The organism is Amycolatopsis sp. NPDC059657, from assembly GCF_042734395.1.
Lineage (GTDB): Bacteria > Actinomycetota > Actinomycetes > Mycobacteriales > Pseudonocardiaceae > Amycolatopsis.
The window spans coordinates 1-16,481 of record NZ_JBHWEB010000016.1 but is presented as its reverse complement, the minus strand read 5'-3'; the positions used below and the strand labels follow the sequence as shown (position 1 = coordinate 16,481).

18 protein-coding genes, 2 tRNA genes and 2 pseudogenes are annotated in these 16,481 nt (G+C 67.4%); 13 read left to right on the top strand and 9 right to left on the bottom strand.

All coding sequences use genetic code 11. The features are described from left to right. Positions 1-6: 6 nt before the first annotated feature. On the bottom strand, positions 7-1,236 hold the full coding sequence (locus ACFV15_RS11220; RefSeq protein ID WP_378350073.1) for a M20 family metallopeptidase: 1,230 nt from the start codon (positions 1,234-1,236) through the stop codon (positions 7-9). A gap of 76 nt (positions 1,237-1,312) precedes the next feature. Here ACFV15_RS11220 and ACFV15_RS11215 point away from each other — a divergent pair, with 76 nt between their 5' ends. The 6 genes from ACFV15_RS11215 (at position 1,313) to ACFV15_RS11190 (ending at position 3,906) form a co-directional block, all read left to right on the top strand. After that, the gene (locus tag ACFV15_RS11215) at positions 1,313-1,795 is read left to right on the top strand and encodes a tRNA adenosine deaminase-associated protein (RefSeq protein WP_091288401.1); all 483 of its coding nucleotides are present in this window, start codon (positions 1,313-1,315) and stop codon (positions 1,793-1,795) included. Beyond that, positions 1,792-2,256, top strand: coding sequence for a nucleoside deaminase (locus ACFV15_RS11210; protein ID WP_378350156.1), 465 nt, complete (start codon positions 1,792-1,794; stop codon positions 2,254-2,256). The genes ACFV15_RS11215 and ACFV15_RS11210 overlap by 4 nt, the downstream gene beginning before the upstream one ends. A gap of 89 nt (positions 2,257-2,345) precedes the next feature. Continuing rightward, a tRNA-Ser gene (locus tag ACFV15_RS11205) sits at positions 2,346-2,436 on the top strand. Between the two features lie 186 nt (positions 2,437-2,622). Next, the gene (locus ACFV15_RS11200; protein WP_378350072.1) at positions 2,623-3,225 is read left to right on the top strand and encodes a hypothetical protein; all 603 of its coding nucleotides are present in this window, start codon (positions 2,623-2,625) and stop codon (positions 3,223-3,225) included. A gap of 5 nt (positions 3,226-3,230) precedes the next feature. After that, positions 3,231-3,728 (top strand): hypothetical protein, encoded by a 498-nt coding sequence (locus tag ACFV15_RS11195; protein WP_378350071.1) that lies wholly within the window; start codon positions 3,231-3,233, stop codon positions 3,726-3,728. Between the two features lie 16 nt (positions 3,729-3,744). Further along, positions 3,745-3,906, top strand: coding sequence for a hydrophobic protein (locus ACFV15_RS11190; protein WP_378350070.1), 162 nt, complete (start codon positions 3,745-3,747; stop codon positions 3,904-3,906). A 187-nt stretch (positions 3,907-4,093) separates the two neighbouring features. Here the strand turns inward: ACFV15_RS11190 and ACFV15_RS11185 are convergent, their stop codons facing one another. Beyond that, on the bottom strand, positions 4,094-5,407 hold the full coding sequence (locus ACFV15_RS11185; RefSeq protein WP_378350069.1) for a BNR-4 repeat-containing protein: 1,314 nt from the start codon (positions 5,405-5,407) through the stop codon (positions 4,094-4,096). Between the two features lie 162 nt (positions 5,408-5,569). Between ACFV15_RS11185 and ACFV15_RS11180 the strand changes: the two genes are divergently transcribed. Continuing rightward, positions 5,570-8,041, top strand: a complete 2,472-nt coding sequence (locus ACFV15_RS11180) for an endonuclease/exonuclease/phosphatase family protein (protein WP_378350068.1) — start codon at positions 5,570-5,572, stop codon at positions 8,039-8,041. A 52-nt stretch (positions 8,042-8,093) separates the two neighbouring features. Here ACFV15_RS11180 and ACFV15_RS11175 read toward each other — a convergent pair whose 3' ends face one another. From ACFV15_RS11175 to ACFV15_RS11145, 7 genes are all read right to left on the bottom strand, one after another. Next, positions 8,094-8,462 carry a hypothetical protein gene (locus ACFV15_RS11175; protein ID WP_378350155.1) on the bottom strand — a complete coding sequence of 123 codons (369 nt, stop codon included), beginning with the start codon at positions 8,460-8,462 and terminating at the stop codon, positions 8,094-8,096. 2 nt (positions 8,463-8,464) lie between these two features. Beyond that, the gene (locus tag ACFV15_RS11170) at positions 8,465-11,197 is read right to left on the bottom strand and encodes an FtsK/SpoIIIE domain-containing protein (RefSeq protein WP_378350067.1); all 2,733 of its coding nucleotides are present in this window, start codon (positions 11,195-11,197) and stop codon (positions 8,465-8,467) included. A 6-nt stretch (positions 11,198-11,203) separates the two neighbouring features. Then, on the bottom strand, positions 11,204-11,461 hold the full coding sequence (locus ACFV15_RS11165) for a hypothetical protein (protein WP_378350066.1): 258 nt from the start codon (positions 11,459-11,461) through the stop codon (positions 11,204-11,206). Further along, positions 11,458-11,718 (bottom strand): hypothetical protein, encoded by a 261-nt coding sequence (locus tag ACFV15_RS11160; protein ID WP_091288392.1) that lies wholly within the window; start codon positions 11,716-11,718, stop codon positions 11,458-11,460. The genes ACFV15_RS11165 and ACFV15_RS11160 overlap by 4 nt, the downstream gene beginning before the upstream one ends. 235 nt (positions 11,719-11,953) lie before the next feature. Next, a tRNA-Ser gene (locus ACFV15_RS11155) sits at positions 11,954-12,038 on the bottom strand. A gap of 36 nt (positions 12,039-12,074) precedes the next feature. Then, the gene (locus ACFV15_RS11150) at positions 12,075-12,317 is read right to left on the bottom strand and encodes a hypothetical protein (protein ID WP_378350065.1); all 243 of its coding nucleotides are present in this window, start codon (positions 12,315-12,317) and stop codon (positions 12,075-12,077) included. Positions 12,318-12,348: 31 nt separating this feature from the next. After that, positions 12,349-12,588: a hypothetical protein gene (locus tag ACFV15_RS11145; protein WP_378350064.1), complete on the bottom strand. Its 240-nt coding sequence runs from the start codon at positions 12,586-12,588 to the stop codon at positions 12,349-12,351. 156 nt (positions 12,589-12,744) lie between these two features. On the opposite strand from ACFV15_RS11145, the pseudogene ACFV15_RS11140 reads away from it, so the two are divergent. From ACFV15_RS11140 to ACFV15_RS11115, 6 genes and pseudogenes are all read left to right on the top strand, one after another. After that, a pseudogene (locus ACFV15_RS11140) lies at positions 12,745-13,134 on the top strand (alkaline phosphatase family protein); the annotation flags it as partial. Further along, positions 13,104-13,250 (top strand): annotated as a pseudogene (locus ACFV15_RS11135) (alkaline phosphatase family protein); the annotation flags it as partial. The pseudogenes ACFV15_RS11140 and ACFV15_RS11135, both read left to right, overlap by 31 nt. An 80-nt stretch (positions 13,251-13,330) precedes the next feature. Next, positions 13,331-13,492: a hypothetical protein gene (locus tag ACFV15_RS11130; RefSeq protein ID WP_378350158.1), complete on the top strand. Its 162-nt coding sequence runs from the start codon at positions 13,331-13,333 to the stop codon at positions 13,490-13,492. A 121-nt stretch (positions 13,493-13,613) separates the two neighbouring features. Next, positions 13,614-14,462, top strand: coding sequence for a mycofactocin-coupled SDR family oxidoreductase (locus ACFV15_RS11125; RefSeq protein WP_378350063.1), 849 nt, complete (start codon positions 13,614-13,616; stop codon positions 14,460-14,462). Positions 14,463-14,613: 151 nt separating this feature from the next. Continuing rightward, positions 14,614-15,222, top strand: a complete 609-nt coding sequence (locus ACFV15_RS11120; RefSeq protein WP_378350062.1) for a L,D-transpeptidase — start codon at positions 14,614-14,616, stop codon at positions 15,220-15,222. A 187-nt stretch (positions 15,223-15,409) separates the two neighbouring features. Beyond that, positions 15,410-16,402 carry an ArsR family transcriptional regulator gene (locus ACFV15_RS11115; protein WP_378350061.1) on the top strand — a complete coding sequence of 331 codons (993 nt, stop codon included), beginning with the start codon at positions 15,410-15,412 and terminating at the stop codon, positions 16,400-16,402. Positions 16,403-16,481 lie beyond the last annotated feature (79 nt).

Sequence of the window (16,481 nt, the reverse complement as noted above, 5' to 3'; positions counted from 1 at the left end):
TGCCACTCAGCGCAAGGCGTCCAGAGCGAACGCGGCGTACAAGGCGACACCGTGTGCCATGGCGGCTTCGTCGAAGATCACCCGGTTGGAGTGATTGGGCGCCGCGTCGGCGAGATCGACATCGGGCGGGCAGCCGCCGAGGAACGCGAACGCGCCGGGAACCCGTTGCAGCACATAGGAGAAGTCCTCTGCGCCCATCACCGGGTACGGCATCTCCTCGGCGTACCGCGCGCCGAGCACCTCCGCGGCCAGTGACAGCACGTGCTCGGCGAGGTGGTCGTCGTTCACCGTCACCGGGTAGCCCGGTTCCACATCGGCCATCACCCGGCAGCCGTGCGCGGCGCCGATCGCCTCGCAGACCTTGGGCAGCTCGGCGCGGACGAACGCGCGGGTCTGCTCCGACAGCGTCCGGATCGTGCCCTCCAGCTCGGCCGTCTCCGGGATGATGTTGCTGGTCGTGCCCGCGGTGATCCGGGTGACCGAAAGCACGGCAGGCTCGAAGACGCTCACCTTGCGCGTGATCATCGTCTGCAGCGCGCCGACCATCGCGGCCGCGGCGGGCACCGGGTCGATGGCGTCGTGCGGCGCGGAGCCGTGCCCGCCCTTGCCGGTCACGCGGACGACGAAGCTGTCGGCCGACGCCAGCTGCGGTCCCGGCCTGGTCTGGATGACTCCGGACTTCGCGCTGTTGAAGATGTGCAGCGCGAGCGCGCGCTCGACGCGTTCACCGGCCGCCTCCAGCACGCCTTCGTGGATCATGTGCCTCGCGCCGTGATAGCCCTCTTCGCCGGGCTGGAACATGAACACGACCGAGCCTGCCAGCTCGTCTTGGTGCGCGGCGAGCAGCCGCGCGGCCGAGGCGAGCATCGAGACGTGGGTGTCGTGGCCGCAGGCGTGCATCGTGCCGTCGGTCGCCGAAGCGAAGTCGAGACCGGTGTCCTCCTGGAGCGGCAGCGCGTCCATGTCACCTCGCAGCAGCACCGCCGGACCGGGCTTCGCGCCCCGTAGCACGGCCGTGAGCGAGGTCGTCGACTTGCCGGGGGTGATCTCGAGCGGGAGGTCCTCGATCGCCTTGCGGATCGCCTCCTGCGTCTTCGGCAGGTGCAGGCCCTGCTCCGGGTGGCGGTGGATCTCGCGGCGGAGCGAGACGGTCTTGTCCTGCAGCGCCTTGGCCTCGTCGAGCAAACCGGCGAAGCGGGCGTCCGGGAGGGTCGGCAGGTCGGTGGGTCCGGTCATGTCCCGATAGTGGCACCTGACGGCCTGTCGGCGCACCGTGTGTGCGCTCATCCGGAGACGGGAATACGGTGTGCGCATGGCGGTTAAAGAGCCCATCACGGGGTTCGCGGTGGCCGTGGTCCGTGAAGACGGCAAGTGGCGGTGCAGTGCGCTGGATTCCGGTGCGCTGTCCGAGCTCGATGCCGCGATCACGGAACTCGGGAAATTACGGTCGACCGGTGCTTCGTTCGGGCTGCTCGCGGTGGACGACGAGTTCTTCGTGATCGTCCGGCCCAGCCCGCGAGGTCCATCCTTGCTGCTGTCCGACGCGGCGGCGGCACTCGACTACGACATCGCGGCCGACGTGCTCGATCTGCTGCGCGTCGATCCGCCGGACGAGGACGACGAGTCGGTCTGGCCGGAGGGCGATCTCGAGATTCTCGCCGATCTCGGCCTGCCGGGCGTCGAGCTTGAGGTTATCGTCGGAGAGGTGGACCTCTATCCGGACGAGCAACTGCAGATGATCGCCCAGCGCTGTGGCTTCGACAGCGAGTTCACCAAGCTGCTGGACGAGATCTGAGAGCCCCAGAAGACGCCGTCCGCGCCGCCTTGGAGGTGGCGCGAGGTTCTGGTGCCGACGTCCCGATCGGTGCGGTCGTCTTCGGGCCGGACGGTTCGGTGCTCGCCACCGCCCGCAACGCGCGCGAAGAGCTCGAAGACCCCACGGCCCACGCCGAGATTCTGGCCATCCGCGCCGCCGCCCGAAGACACGGCGACGGCTGGCGCCTCGAGGGCTGCACACTGGCGGTGACCGTCGAGCCGTGCACGATGTGCGCCGGGGCGCTGGTGCTCGCCCGCGTCGCCAGGCTCGTGTTCGGCGCCTGGGAGCCCAAGACTGGCGCGGTCGGCTCACTGTGGGACGTCGTGCGCGATCGAAGACTGAACCACAGACCCGAGGTGTTCGGCGGTGTGCTCGAGAGCGAGTGCGCCGCGCTGCTGGGGCAGTTTTTCGCGGGCCAGCGTGGCGGGGGCCACGCCTGATTTCACGCATCGGCGCTGTTCAGAGCGCCGGATGAGCAAGACATGGACCCCTTCGAGGCGCACTCAGGCGGTCGGGTATATTTCTTGGCGGTGGCGTGTCCGAGCGGCCGAAGGAGCACGCCTCGAAAGCGTGTGACGGGTAACCCCCGTCCGTGGGTTCAAATCCCACCGCCACCGCCAGCGGTACGAAACGCCGGGTGAGTCCAAGTGACCCACCCGGCGTTTTTCGTACGCGTCTCACCGTGACTGTCGCTTGTGGACGGTCGCGGCGGATGCCGAGCAGGGTTGCGCCGTCTGGCGTAGTTTCCGAAGCCCGCGAGCGGGAATCTCTTTGGAGTAGGGGTAAAAGAACCCAAGGAGAAACCGATGTCCACGACAGTGGTTGTCATCCTCGTGGTCGCGGCGGTCGTGATTGTGGCTCTGGTCGCAGTCCTGTTCCAAAAGCAGACGCGTCGTCGCCACCTCAAAGAGCAGTTCGGCCCGGAGTACGAGCGGGCCGTGCAGGAGCAGGAAAGCCCGCGTGCGGCAGAGCGTGAGCTCGTCGAGCGCGAGAAGCGGCACAAGGAGCTCGACATCAAGCCCTTGTCGGCCTCCGCGCGTGAGCGGTACACGCAGCGCTGGGCTCTGATCCAAGAACAGTTCGTAGACCGGCCCTCCGGTGCGCTCACCGAAGCCGACCGGGTGCTGGGCGAACTGATGGCCGAGCGCGGTTATCCCACCGATGGCGGCTACGAACAGCAGGCCGCGGACCTTTCCGTGCGCCACGCCCGCACGCTCGAGCAGTACCGTGCGGCGCACGACACGCTGTCCGAGCACGAGCACAGCCAGGCCTCGACGGAGCGGCTGCGTGAGGCGATGGTGCGCTACCGCAACGTTTTCGAGGACCTGCTGACCGACGGCGCCGACGATCGGCACCAGAACAACGGGCATCACGACAAGGCGCATCACGCCGACGAGCAGCGGAGGTGAACGAGATGGAAGAACGCGGATTGAACACGCAGGATCTGTTGGACGCCGGTCACGCACACGAGTCGCGTGAGGTCGAACCGGACAACTACGAGTCGGAGCGCGGTGAGGTCTCGGAGCGCGATGAAGTCTCGGGGAACGGTGAAGTCTCGGAGGTAGGCGAAGTCTCCGAGCGCGGTGAAGTCGAGGCCGGTTCCGACGAGAACGCGCCCATCAACGAAACCCGCCAGGACGAACCCGCCAGGGAACTGTTCGGCCAGGAAGAAGTCGAAGGATTCCGTGCGCAGTGGCAGGAATTGCAGGCCGCCTTCGTCGACGACCCGAGACGAGCCGTCGAAGACGCCGACCAGCTGGTCGCGGCGATCATGCAGTCGCTGGCCGCGACCTTCGCCGAGCACAAGCGTGAGCTCGAATCCCAATGGCAGCAAGGAGAAGCGCCCACCGAGGACCTTCGGGTGGCGTTGCGGAGCTACCGCTCCTTCTTCAACCAGCTGCTGAGCGCGTAACCGGGAGGTTAGTAAAATGGGTCTGCTGATCGTAGTTCTCTTGCTGGCACTGGTACTGGGCGGCGCCGGATTCGCGGTGCACGCGCTTTGGTGGATAGCTGGGATCGTGTTGATCCTGTGGCTGCTGGGCTTCTTCATCCGCCCGGCCACCGGCGGCGGCCGCTGGTATCGCTGGTAACCATTACGAGACCCGGAGGAGCGGACAACGCGGTCCGCTCCTCCACCTTTTTGCCCCAATGCGTCTTTCGGTACTTTCGGGCGCTCTGGGTACCTGGAAAAAATCCCAATGCGGCATTCGTCAGGTTTCAGCACGCCAATGTGGCTTTCGTCAGCTCTGAGCTGACGAAAGCCGCATTGGGATTTTTTTAGTTGTACCCGGCCACGTAGATGTCGCCGTCGGCGACGGAGACGTCCCGGTCGGTCGAGGCGCCCGAGATCAGGATGCGCGCCGGGTCGTGGAAGCCGGTGATGACCTCGATGCGCTGGACCGGTTTCGCTGTGGTGATCGTGGTTTCCGGCTTCCAGGTGTTGCCGGGGGTGAGCAGGAACGTCTCGATGTTCGGCTTGTTGTCGCGGGTGCCGTAGACGCGCCAGGTGAGAGCGTCGAGCGGTTCGGCTTCGCGGAGGCGCAGGCCTGTGGTGACTTGCTTGCGGTCCCATGAGGTGCCGTTCCAGGTTGCCGCGTAGTCGAGGGGGACGCCCTTCGAGTCGAACTGGAACCAGAGGACGAACGGCTTACCGGACTGGGAACCCACCTGCAGGATGTAGTCCGGCGACTTCGCGCCGCCGGGGAGTTCGAGTGGGGTGTCGGCGACCTTGAGGTACTGCTCCTGCTCGCTGTCGTCGACCTGCGTGCCGAGGTCGCGCCCGGCCGCCGAGTAGAACTTCAGGCTGACCGGGTCGAAGGACGCGTAGTAGACGTTGCGGTGGTAGACGTCGTGCTTGTGCTGGGTCGGCCCGCCGCCCGCGAGGGTGTAGGCGAACTGGATGCGGCCCGTCTCGGGCACAAGGCGCAGCTGGCCGACGTAGATCTCGTCCATGTGGTCGGCGCGGCCCTTCGAGCCGAACGCCCATGGCTTGCCGGTCAGCTGGACCGAGTTCTTCCACGTCTTGCCGTTGTCCTTGGACACGATGTACTTCATCGGCCGGAAGTCGGCAGCGGCCTTCGGATCGATCTGGTTGGTCGTCTCGCGGTAGAACAGGAACAGCGTGCCGTCGTTGAGCTTGACTGGCATCGGGTAGCTCGCGGCATTACCCGCCGCTACCTTCGTCTCGGTCCAGGTGCCGTCCAGCGAATGGACGTTCGGCGCGCGGTTGATCACCGTCCGTGTGTTGTGCATGCCGCGGAAGATCAGGAGATGCCCGTCGGCGGCCAAGACCATCGTCGGGTAGTTGTGCGAATCGGACTCGCCGCCGGAGATTTTCTTCGGCGACGTCCACGTCTTCTTCTTGTGGTCGTACGCCTGCACGTAAGTGTCGGCCGATTTGCCCGACCACGAGATGAATGTCTGGTCCGCGACCGGGTCATATACCCCGCCCGCCACCGGCCTGCGGTCGCTGCGGGAGGCCACCGAGGTCGCCGGTGTCATCACGCTGAAGCCATCGGCGGGCAGTTGGGGGTCCACGACGGGGACGGTCGCGGCTGTGACGAGCGACACCAGCCAAGGCAGCATGGGCATAAAGAAACGCCTCCTGAACAGGTCCCAGGCGGCGGACCCTCATCCTTCCACGATGGATGGAGCCAAGGGAAGTAGTCACGAATTGTTGCCTTATTGGCCTCCCGCTACTCACTTGTTCGGGGGATTATTCGTCGACCGTCCGAGTGAATAAGGGGACTCAGGGTGACGAACTCCCGACGAAGTCTGTTAGTTCTTGCCGTCACAAGCGGCCTTGTCCTGGGCGCCTCCACCGCCATCGCGGCACCCAGCGCGGACGCGGTGATCGCCGAGGTCTACGGCGGAGGCGGCAACAGCGGCGCGACGCTGACCAACGACTTCATCGAGCTGGCCAACCGTGGCGCGGCGCCCGTGAGCCTCGACGGTTTCAGCGTCCAGTACCTGCCGGGTTCGCCGAGTGCGTCCAGCACCTGGCAGTCGACCGCGCTCACCGGCAGCGTCGCCGCAGGCAAGCGCTACCTGGTCGCCGAGGGCAAGGGCGCCGGCGGCACCGTCGCGCTGCCGACCCCGGACGCCACCGGCGCCATCGCGATGTCCGCCACCGCGGGCACGATCGCGCTCGTCCAGGGCACGACCGCGCTGACCTGCAAGACCGCGGCCGACTGCGCGGCGGACACCCGCATCAAGGACCTGGTCGGCTTCGGCGGCGCGGTCGTCCGCGAAACCTCGCCGGCTCCGGCGCCGAGCAACACCAACGCCGTCGCGCGTGCCGTCTCGCTGGCCGACACCGACGACAACGCGGCCGACTTCACCGCCGTCGCGCCCACCCCGACCAACACCAAGGGCGAGAGCACCGGCGGCGACCCCGGACCGGCTCCCACCAACGCCAAGGTCCACGACATCCAGGGCACCACGCGCATTTCGCCGCTGAAGGACCAGAAGGTCGCGAACGTGACCGGTGTGGTCACCGCCGTCCGCCCGTTCGGCTCGGTACGTGGTTTCTGGATCACCGACTCGCAGCCGGACGCCGACCCGCGCACCAGCGAGGGCCTGTTCGTCTTCACCGGCTCGACCACCCCGGCCGTGGCCGTCGGCGACGCGGTGACCGTCGCGGGCACCGTGCGCGAGTTCTACCCCGACGCGCCCACCACCTCGAACTTCCAGTCGCTGACCGAGCTTTCGCCTGCCACCTGGACGGTCGACTCCAGCGGCAACCCGTTGCCCGGCGCGACCCCGGTCGTGTCGAGCATGGTCCCGGACGCCGTCGCGCCGCAGGTTGGCGGCAACATCGAGGCGCTGCCGCTCGAGCCGTCGAAGTACTCGCTCGACTTCTGGGAGTCGCACGAGAGTGAGATCGTCAGCTTCACGGACGCGCGGGTCGTCGGCCCGACGACCTCGTTCAACGAGCTGTACATCACCGCCAAGCCGGAGCAGCACCCGTCGGTGCGCGGCGGCTCGGTCTACCTCGACTACGACAAGCTCAACTCCGGCGTGCTCAAGGTGCAGTCGCTGATCCCGTTCGACCAGCGCCCGTTCCCGGTGGTCAACACCGGTGACGTGCTGACCGGGGTCACCTCCGGGCCGATCGAGTACAGCAACTTCGGCGGCCCGACGCTGCAGGCCTCGGTGCTCGGCGCCGAGAAGGACAACAAGCTGCAGCGCGAGACCACCCGCGGGCAGCGCACCGGCGAGCTCGCGGTCGCCACGTACAACGTCGAGAACCTCTCGCCGCTGGACACGCAGGCCAAGTTCGACCAGCTCGCGCACGGCATCGTCGACAGCCTCGCGTCGCCGGACATCGTGACGCTGGAAGAGATCCAGGACAACAACGGCCCGAAGGGCAACGGCGACGGTGTCGTCGCGGCAGACCAGACGCTGCAGAAGTTCACCGACGCGATCGTCGCGGCAGGCGGCCCGCGCTACCAGTGGCGCGAGATCGACCCGCAGGACCTGACCGACGGTGGCCAGCCCGGCGGCAACATCCGGGTCGGCTTCCTGTTCAACCCGGCTCGCGTGTCCTTTGTGGACCGTCCGGGCGGTGACGCGGTGACGCCGGTCGGCGTCAAGAAGGTGCACGGCAAGGCACAGCTGACGCTCTCGCCCGGTCGCGTCGACCCGGCCAACGAGGCGTGGACGTCGAGCCGCAAGCCGCTGGCAGGCGAGTTCGTCTTCGGTGGCCGCACGGTGTTCGTCATCGCCAACCACATGAACTCCAAGGGCGGCGACCAGCCGACGCACGGCCGCTTCCAGCCGCCGACGCGCAGCTCGGAGGTCCAGCGTGCGAAGCAGGCGACCGTGCTGCGTGGCTTCGTCGACCAGCTGCTGGCCGCGGACAAGCATGCGAACATCATCGTCGCGGGTGACCTGAACGATTACCCGTTCTCGCCCGCGGTGAAGACGTTGACCGCCGGTGGCGCGCTGACCGACCTCATCGCGACGGTGCCGGAAAGCGAGCGGTACAGCTACGTGTTCGAGGGCCAGTCCCAGGTGCTCGACCACATCCTGGCGTCCAAGGCCACGCGCGGCCTCGACTACGACGTCGTGCACATCAACGCCGAGTTCGTCCAGCAGGCCAGTGACCACGACCCGCAGGTGCTGCGGTTTCGGCCGAGCACGGGGAACGCGATCGGTGACGCGTTCTACGACCTGCTCGACTACCTGGACCAGCTGCTCGGCAAGTATTTGCCCAAGCCGTAGTGCTCGTGAGTGGTATGGCCGGTTCTAACCGGCCATACCACTCACGACCTCTTTAGCGTTTGGCGCGCCAGCCGAGGGCCAGTACCGCCTGGACGAGCTCCTGGTAGGAGGGCTTGACCTCTTCGAGGTAGCGCTCCAGGTACTGGGGGCGGGCGTTGGACGCGGGCTCCGGGTCTCCGCCGGTTTCCAGCCATGGCAGGCGGTTGACGTTGTGGATCGCCATGCGCCACCAGCGGATCGCGCGCTCGGAGGCCCAGGCTTCGCGTTCGGTGGCGGCGGTGACGGCCGCCGCCGCTTCGGCCTTGGCGTACTCGAGTTCGTCCGCCCTGGCGAGTTCCCAGTTGCGGAGTTGCTCCGCGGAGCCGCGAGCCATGCTCACGATCTCCTTGTAGCGCATCGCCGCGGTCGCGTTGTCGTCGATCGTCATGCTCCACCATCCGGCCGCTGGAACGGGATGATCACTTCCGGTGCGCCATGCGTGCTGCGGTCGAAGAACAACGCGCGACCAGGCCGCGGCGACCAGTGCACGACCATGCCTGCCGCGAACGGTGCCAGCTCGTTGCCCTGCACGTCCAGCGCGGCCCAGGTGCCGATGTCGTCGGTGCCCGCGAACCCGAGCGTGTCCTTGAGCCGGGAAACACTGCGCCACCAGCCGATGGTGTGCACGGCATGTCCAGGACCCTGCTTGAGCAGCACCCGCAGGTGATCGAGGCCGCTCTTCATGACGCCAGGCGCCTTGGCTTCCAGAGCGGGCAAGGAGGCGTCGACACCGTAGAGCAGCAAGACTTTCGGAGTATCCAAAGTGGACAAACCTTCGGACAGCTCGGTCAGCCGAGGCGACAACTCGTCGAGCAACGTCGCGCTGTGGCCCTCCGCCCGCAGCTGATGCAGCAGCTCGGTCACCGCGGGCACGCACGACTCGATCGGGCAGCTCAGGATGAACTCGACCGCGCCATGCCGGTATTGGCGAGCGAGTGACCGCGCCGAAGAGTCCATAATGGACAACGCCTCGGCGGCAGCGGAACCGAGCACGGCGATGTTGCGGCCCGGCGCGGACGGCAGTTCCACCCCGCAGGCCGCCTCGGTCACGTCGATCGACTGACCGACCAGCGCCCGCGGCTTGGAATTCGGCTTCAGGCGGGTGAACGCGGGGAAACGGTCCAGCTCGGGTGAATGCGCGCCGTCGAACAGCCGTGGCCGCGGCCCGTCGGAATGCCGCTCCCACAGCTTGTGCTGCAGCTTGACGAACACGTCCTTGCTGCTCGCGTCCGGCACGTGCGCGAGCTGGTTCCCGTGCGCCACCCCGGAATCGTGGTTGATCACCGCGTGCCACTTCGGCGCGGCGACGGCCGCGTTGTTCGTGTCGGCCAGCACCCGGCGCGCCTTGGGCATCGCGATCCGCAGCGTGCACTGCTCGAACACCGCCGGCTTGCCCCAGAACGCCTCGATGCCCGCGACGTCCTGGCTCGCGAGCACCAGGTGGATGCCCTGTGAACGCCCACGCCGCGCGATGTCCTCGAGCAGCTGGGTCGCCTGCGCGGTCACCGCGTCACGCCCGGCGAAGAGGTACTGGAACTCGTCGATCACCGCGACGATCCGCGGCCAGTGCCCCTCGGGGTCCTGTTCGCGCAGGTCGGCGAGGTTGGTGACCTCGTGCTCCTTCGCCGCGGCCGACCGCCGCCGCAGCTCCTCGGCGAGGAAACGCAGCAGCGCCAAGCCGAACTCGCGGTCGGTGTTGACGTTGATCCCGACCAGCCGCGCGTGCGGCAGCCAGCTCGCGTCCTTGCGCCCCGGCGCGAGCCCGGCGAACGACACGCCTTCCTTGAAGTCCAGCAGGTACAGCGCCAGCTCGTTCGGCGAATACCGCGCGGCCATGCTGCCGAGCAGCGCGTAGAGGAAGTTCGTCTTGCCCGACCCGCTCGGCCCGCCGATCAGCACATGCGGGCTGGCGTCGCCGATCACCACGTCGACCGGCTCGCCCTCGTAGAACCCGACGGGCGCGCGGAGCTCCCGTGCGGAGCTCTCCTTGCCGAACTCGGTCGGCAGCAGGTCGGCGAACGAGCGCGGCCCGCCCTGCTTGGCGATCAGCGCCTCGGCGATCGCCCGTGCGGCCCGCGTGACCTGCGAAGACGGCAGCGGCGTGTCCAGGTCGACGACCAGGTCGTGCCCGGTCATGCTGCTCATCGCGCGCCGCGAGTCGAGCAGGTCGATCGTCTCGACCGAGGTGCTCAACGCCGTCGGCACGTCGATCAGGATCAGCGAGATCCCGGCCGCGAGCGCGCCGCTGGCCACCCGCTTGAGCTCGCGTGCTTGTTCGTGGTCAAGGGTTTCGCCGTTGCCGTAGAGCACGGCGATGCGCCACGGCTCGGTGCGCTGCCCGGTCTCGCGCCGGATTTCGCTGAGCGTGGTGTATCCGGCCTGCATGCCGGTCGCGTGGATGCGCCGGATATGCCCGGCGAGTTCGTCGAGCAGGTCTTCGAGCCTGCTCGGGTCGTACAGCGTCAGCGCGCTGGTGCGGCTGAGCGGGTACAGGCTCGGCAGGATCGCGGTCAGCTGCCCGATATCCCAGAGATGAATGCGCACGGCGCCGGGTTCGAACGTGCTCAGCACCCGCATCAGCAGGTTTTCGACGATCGCGTCGACCGCTTCCCGCGTTTTCGGCGCCGAAGTGATCGAAAGGTGCGCTTCGTCCAAAAGGGGGACGGCGACATCGAACACCCGTGAAATGTCTTGACCTTCCGCGGTCGCCGAACCGATTCGCCACAACCCCGGAGCCGACAATCCCGGATTCGCGCCGACGCGGCCGAGCCAATCACCCGGCGGCCGCCCGGCCGGGCCCGGTGCGTTCGCGGCGACCAGTTCCCGCAACGCGTTGGGCCCGGCGGTCCAGTCGGTGTAGAACTGCCCGCGAATGGCACGCAGCGCGGAGAAGACCTCGGCGGACGCGGGGTGACGGCTCCATTCGGCCTGCTGCTGCGGGGTCACCTGGTTGATGCCCGCGCGCACTATCACCCGTTCGAGCTCCAGCTTGGCGAGCTCGGCCTCCGCCGCCTGCCTGGCGTTGGCGGCGGCGCCGAGCACCAACGCGATCTGGGACCGGACCCGCTCCAACGCGGTACGGACACGGTTGCGCTGTTCCTCGGCCCTGTTCGCCATGTCTCCCTACAACCGGCTTTGGTACGCGGTAAGCAGTTCGTTCACGCCTGCCATCTTGGTGAGCTGGGCGTCCAGTCCCTCGATGGCCTTCGCGAGCTCAGGCGGCAGCCAAGGTTCGGCCTTCGCCTGTGCTTCGACGATGGCTCGCGTAGCGTCTTCGAGCAAGGCTTTCGCCCGTTCGAACTGCGCGGAGGCCTCGACGACGCCTGCCTGGACGGCCTGGAGCAGCTGGTGTAGTTCTTCGATCCCGCCCGCGCCGGTCAAAGCCGCGCCGAGTAGGACTCGGCCGAGGAGTTCGCCGCCTCGATCGTGCTCGCGATCCCGTCGATCTGGTTCATCGCCTCGGCGAACAGTCCCAGCGACTGGGTGACCTCGGACTGGCTGCTGCCGGAAGTGGCCTGCTGGAGCGTCTGCTGGGCTTCCTCTAGTGCCATTTTGGCCTGCTGTAGCGCCGCGATACCAGCCGATGCCTTGTCCTTCGCGAGCGCGATACCAGCGCGGACCTCTTCCACTCCGGCCATGGGGGCGGGTCTCCTAGTGGTGTGTCGACCGAATGTTTCGGTATGGCAAGGATATAGGGGGAATCAAACAAGGCCCCTGACGTTTTTACGTCGGGGGCCGTGGTGTGCCTCGGTAATGCGGAGGGTACAGGTCGGGGTGGATCACCGGGTCATAGGGCCATACGGTCCGTCACCTGTCTTTTCAAGCAAATGCGACAAGGCCCCGGATGCCGGAACATCCAGGGCCTTGCGGCTGCGGAGGATACAGGATTCGAACCTGCGAGGGCGTGAACCCAACACGCTTTCCAAGCGTGCGCCTTAGGCCGCTCGGCCAATCCTCCGTGGAGAAGCTTACCGGACGGGGTCAGGCGCTCTGGCTACTGGGTCGTCAGCACCATGAACAGCCTGGTGTTGATGGTTTCGAGCAGCTCGGCGGACACTTCACCGACGAGGTCGCCGAGCGCGGACTTGGGCACGCGGTCGAGGCGGGTGTAGGCGACGCGGTTGCCGTCCGGCAGCTCGACGTCCATCGGGTCGCGGCGGGTGGAGACCTCCATGGTCAGCACGTACGGCACGTCCGGCAGGTCGTTGAACATGTTGCCGGAGTAGATGAGCACCATTCGGGAAGCGTCGACCGTCCGGATCTGACCCCTACGCGGCCGACGAGTCACGGTCACCGTTCAGGCGCTTGAAGTAGTCCCGGTGCTCGCGTTCGGCCAGCTCAGGGCGCTCGGCCCACCAGGCGTTGGTCTCCTGGCAGAGCTGCCGGAACGTCTCGCGCTCGATGGCGGCGAGTATCCAGGCGTTCACCGAGATGCCCGCGGCGTCGGCACGCTGCTTGATCTGGGCGTGCGTGTCATCGGAGAGGTTCAGGCCAAGGCGCTTCGGCATGGCGCGAGTTTACGGCGCTGCCCGGTGGCGCTCGGCGAAGGCACGTCCGGCGTGTCGGCTGATGTTCACCTCCCGCTCATCGGGGATTCCTGGTCGGGGTCACCTTGACGGTAAGTAATTGGTCCGGATGTTTTACCAAACGATCGGAGGCCTCTCATGGCGGAAGAGATCAGCCGTCGCCGTTTCCTCGGCGGGCACATCCTGCCGTTCCATCGCGCGCCAGCCCGCGCTCGGCATGGGCTACTGCAGCGCCAGGACCTCGACTTCTACCACCAGCTCGCGAACGCTTTCACGATCTGCGACCACTACTTACGCCGAGCGACTGCGGTCGGCCGGGTCGGCTGGAAGGTCCACCAGGAGACCGGCAACTTCGAGGACAACGCGCTGGCCTGGTTCAAGAACTTCAAGGGCCTGCGCGCCGGGAACCCTTTGTACGACAAGGGGCTCGCGACCGTTCCCGATCTGGTGAAGGCGTTCGGCGACGACATCGCCGTCGGGACACTGCCGCAGGTCTCGTGGATCGTCGCGCCCGCGGCGTTGTCCGAGCACGCCGACCACCGGGGCCGGCCGCGAACCCCGGCGTCTGGGCGAAGACGGTGTTCCTGCTCAACTACGACGAGGGCGGCGGCTTCTTCGACCACGTCCCGCCGCCGATGCCGCCGACCTCGTCGAGCGACGCACTGTCCACTGTGGTCACCACGGGCGAGTTGTCCAGGGGAAGCCGATCGGGCTGGGCTTCCGGGTGCCCCCGTGGCGGTACACGGCCGAGGACCTCTTCACCATCAGCGCGGCGGACTGGTGGTACGACCTCACCGCCTCCGCGAACACCTCCGACGGCTTCCTTCGCCGCTTCACCGGGCACGTCGAGAACGGGGCGGCGAGCGTCACTGACCCGGCTTCTTGACGCCGTCCACCCCGATTTGCTTTTAGGGGCCCCTTAAAGCCGCCTGATTCCTCGGAGTTCGGTCGGGGCAAGGCACATGATGCATGCGAAGAAGCCGGAGAACAGAGCAGATGGAGGGCCGATGGGCCGGGTGGAAGGCAAGGTCGTCTTGATCACCGGCGCGGCGCGGGCGCAAGGTCGCAGCCACGCTGTGCGGTTGGCGGAAGAGGGCGCGGACATCATCGCGATCGACATCTGCGCGAACGTCGAATCCCCCGAATACGACTTGGCGACGGAAGAGGACCTGCAGGAGACGGTGCGGCTGGTCGAGAAGACCGGTCAGCGGATCGTCGCGAAGGTCGCGGACGTCCGCGACCGCGTCGGGCTGCAGGCCGCCATCGACGAGGGTGTCGCCGAGCTGGGCAAGCTCGATGTGGTCATCGCGAACGCGGGCATTTCGCCGATCGGCGCCGGGCGCCCGATCATCAACTTCACCGAGACCGTCGACATCAACCTCAACGGTGCGATCAACACCGTGCACGCCTCGATGCAGCACCTGGGTGAGGGCGCTTCGATCATCATGATCGGCTCCGCGGCCGGTCTCATCCCCGGCTACGGCGACACCGGGCCCGCCGGGCCAGGCGGCGCGGCGTACTCCTTCGCCAAGCAGACACTGGTGCAGTACGTGAACGCGTTCGCGGTGCAGCTCGCGCCGACCAGCAGGCGCATCAACGCGGTGCACCCGACCAACTGCAACACACCGCTGCTGCAGAGCCAGCCGATGTACGAGACGTTCCGGCCGGATCTGGAAAACCCGACCCGCGAGGACGCGGAGCCTGCTTTCGCGACGTTCCAGGCGATGCCGATCCCGTACGTGGAGTCGAGCGACGTTTCGCACGCGGTGACCTATCTGGCGTCGGACGAGTCCCGCTACGTGACGGCCTTGCACCTCAAGGTTGACGGTGGCGCGTTGGTCCAGCGCGGCCTTTAACGGCTTGTGAAGCGGGCCTTATCCCACTGGGGTAAGGCCCGCTTTGTCGTGCGTCGCCGAATCGTGACCTTTGTGGATCAACCCCGAATGGGCTACACCCGTCTTGGGGTGTGAACAGGGAGAGCAACTCTGAGTGTGGGGGTACGACGTCGTGAAGAAGATCTTGGCGGGGGTGGCGGCGGCTTTGGCGGCCGTGGTGTTGACCGCGTGTTCGGGCGGTGCGCCCAGCAATGTCGACACCGTGCCGGTGGCGGCGAACGCCGCGCCGCAGACGACGGAGGCTCCGTCGTCGTCCTCATCGTCGGCTGAGCCCACGCCTTCGCCTACGTCGAGTAGCTCGTCCAAGAAGCCGGCGCCGACCACCTCGAAGAAGCCCGCGCCGAAGCCGGAACCCAAGCCGCAGGCCGCGGCCGGTGTGCCGTGCGCGGCGAACGTGGACGTCTGCTTCGACGTCTCGGCGAAGAAGGTCTGGCTTCTCAAGGATGGCCAGGTCGTCTACGGCCCGGTCGGCGCGCTCGGCGGCCGGAAGGGCAACCCGACGCCGATCGGCACCTTCCACGTCAGCAGCAAGGTGAAGAACTACCACTCGAAGCAGTTCGACGCCCCGATGCCGAACTCGGTGTTCTTCTCACCGGGGATCGCGTTCCACACCGGCAGCCTGTCGGTGTACTCACACGGCTGTGTCCACCTGTCGCCCGCGGCCTCCGCGAAGCTGTTCAGCAGCCTGAGCGTCGGTGACGTGGTGCAGGTCGTCCCGTAACCCCAGACCCTGAAACGGCGCGTTCGGCGATCCTCGCGGTCCCGGGCGCGCCGTTTTGTTTTCCGGTGGTGATGCCCCCCAGTAGTCACCACCGCCCGCCACCCGACGCGCATGATTCAATAGTCGACATTGCCAGGTGGCAAGCCTTTCGACCTGGCTTGAAAGGGTCTGACCTGCGGAGGGACACATGTCGCTGCGGATCCACTTCAGCGGTGCCGACCTCGCGCGGGTGACGCTGGCGGAGACCCCTGATCCGCTGTGGGAGCTGCTGCTCAGCCTGCATGCTTTGCAGGGCCCTGTCGACCATCCGCTGTTCGGCCGTTGGGCAGCCGATGTTTCACTGACCGCGCAGGTGCGCGAGCTGTGCCGGATCGCCCCGGCGCGCGGTTACTCGCCGGACTTCCTGACGCCGGGTGAAAGCGCTCGCGGCCTCGACGCCGGGCTCGAAGCCGTCCTCACGACGCCGGTGCCGCGGTTGCGTTCCGAGCTCTCACTGCTCAACGGTCCATCGTGGACGAAGGCGCTCGGCGAACCGCGTTCGGCTACGCTGCGTGACCTCGTCGGCGGTCTCGCCGAGTATCACCGGACGGCCATCCAGCCCCATTGGTCCCAGATCGAAAAGCAGGTCGGCGGCGACCGCGCGGCGCGCGCCCGCGTCCTGCTCAACGGTGGCGTCGAGGCTCTGTTCAGCGGCCTCCACCCGGCACTGCGCTGGCAGGCACCGATCCTCGAACTGCGCGGCGACCACGTCCAAGGCGACCTCTACCTGAACGGCCGCGGCCTACGCCTGGTCCCCGCCTTCTTCTGCGAGGGCGCCCCGACCCTGCTCGCCGACCCCGGCCTGCCCCCGGTGCTCGTCTACCCGATCGCACACGACCCGACCTGGCTCGACCCCGCGGGCACCGCCCGCCGCGAGTTCGACTGGGCCGCACTCGCCGCCCTGCTCGGCCCGACCCGCGCCCAAGTCCTGTGCGCGGCCGCGACCGGCTGCAACACCACCCAGCTGAGCAAGGAAGCCGGGATTTCCCTCGCCTCGGCGAGCTACCACGCCTCGATCCTGCGCGAGGCGGGCCTCTTGGAAACCCAGCGCGCGGGCACGGCCGTCAAGCACACCCTTTCCCAACTGGGCCGCGAACTCCTGACCCGCCAGGCCTCACTCGGCGCGACGATCGTCGCCTAGCCCGCGGCCTGGGAAAAAAATCCCAATGTGGCTTTCGTCAGGTTTCAGCCTCCCAATGTGGCGTTCGTCAGCTCTGAGC

Excerpts from the sequence above, each read along its gene's own strand:
- ACFV15_RS11160 (WP_091288392.1), bottom strand. The coding sequence starts at position 11,718 with ATGGCCGGAGTGGAAGAGGTCCGCGCTGGTATCGCGCTCGCGAAGGAC.
- ACFV15_RS11195 (WP_378350071.1), top strand. The coding sequence starts at position 3,231 with ATGGAAGAACGCGGATTGAACACGCAGGATCTGTTGGACGCCGGTCAC.
- ACFV15_RS11150 (WP_378350065.1), bottom strand. The coding sequence starts at position 12,317 with ATGGTGCTCATCTACTCCGGCAACATGTTCAACGACCTGCCGGACGTG.
- ACFV15_RS11185 (WP_378350069.1), bottom strand. The coding sequence starts at position 5,407 with ATGCCCATGCTGCCTTGGCTGGTGTCGCTCGTCACAGCCGCGACCGTC.
- ACFV15_RS11200 (WP_378350072.1), top strand. The coding sequence starts at position 2,623 with ATGTCCACGACAGTGGTTGTCATCCTCGTGGTCGCGGCGGTCGTGATT.
- ACFV15_RS11125 (WP_378350063.1), top strand. The coding sequence starts at position 13,614 with ATGGGCCGGGTGGAAGGCAAGGTCGTCTTGATCACCGGCGCGGCGCGG.
- ACFV15_RS11220 (WP_378350073.1), bottom strand. The coding sequence starts at position 1,236 with ATGACCGGACCCACCGACCTGCCGACCCTCCCGGACGCCCGCTTCGCC.
- ACFV15_RS11190 (WP_378350070.1), top strand. The coding sequence starts at position 3,745 with ATGGGTCTGCTGATCGTAGTTCTCTTGCTGGCACTGGTACTGGGCGGC.
- ACFV15_RS11145 (WP_378350064.1), bottom strand. The coding sequence starts at position 12,588 with ATGCCGAAGCGCCTTGGCCTGAACCTCTCCGATGACACGCACGCCCAG.
- ACFV15_RS11215 (WP_091288401.1), top strand. The coding sequence starts at position 1,313 with ATGGCGGTTAAAGAGCCCATCACGGGGTTCGCGGTGGCCGTGGTCCGT.
- ACFV15_RS11170 (WP_378350067.1), bottom strand. The coding sequence starts at position 11,197 with ATGGCGAACAGGGCCGAGGAACAGCGCAACCGTGTCCGTACCGCGTTG.
- ACFV15_RS11115 (WP_378350061.1), top strand. The coding sequence starts at position 15,410 with ATGTCGCTGCGGATCCACTTCAGCGGTGCCGACCTCGCGCGGGTGACG.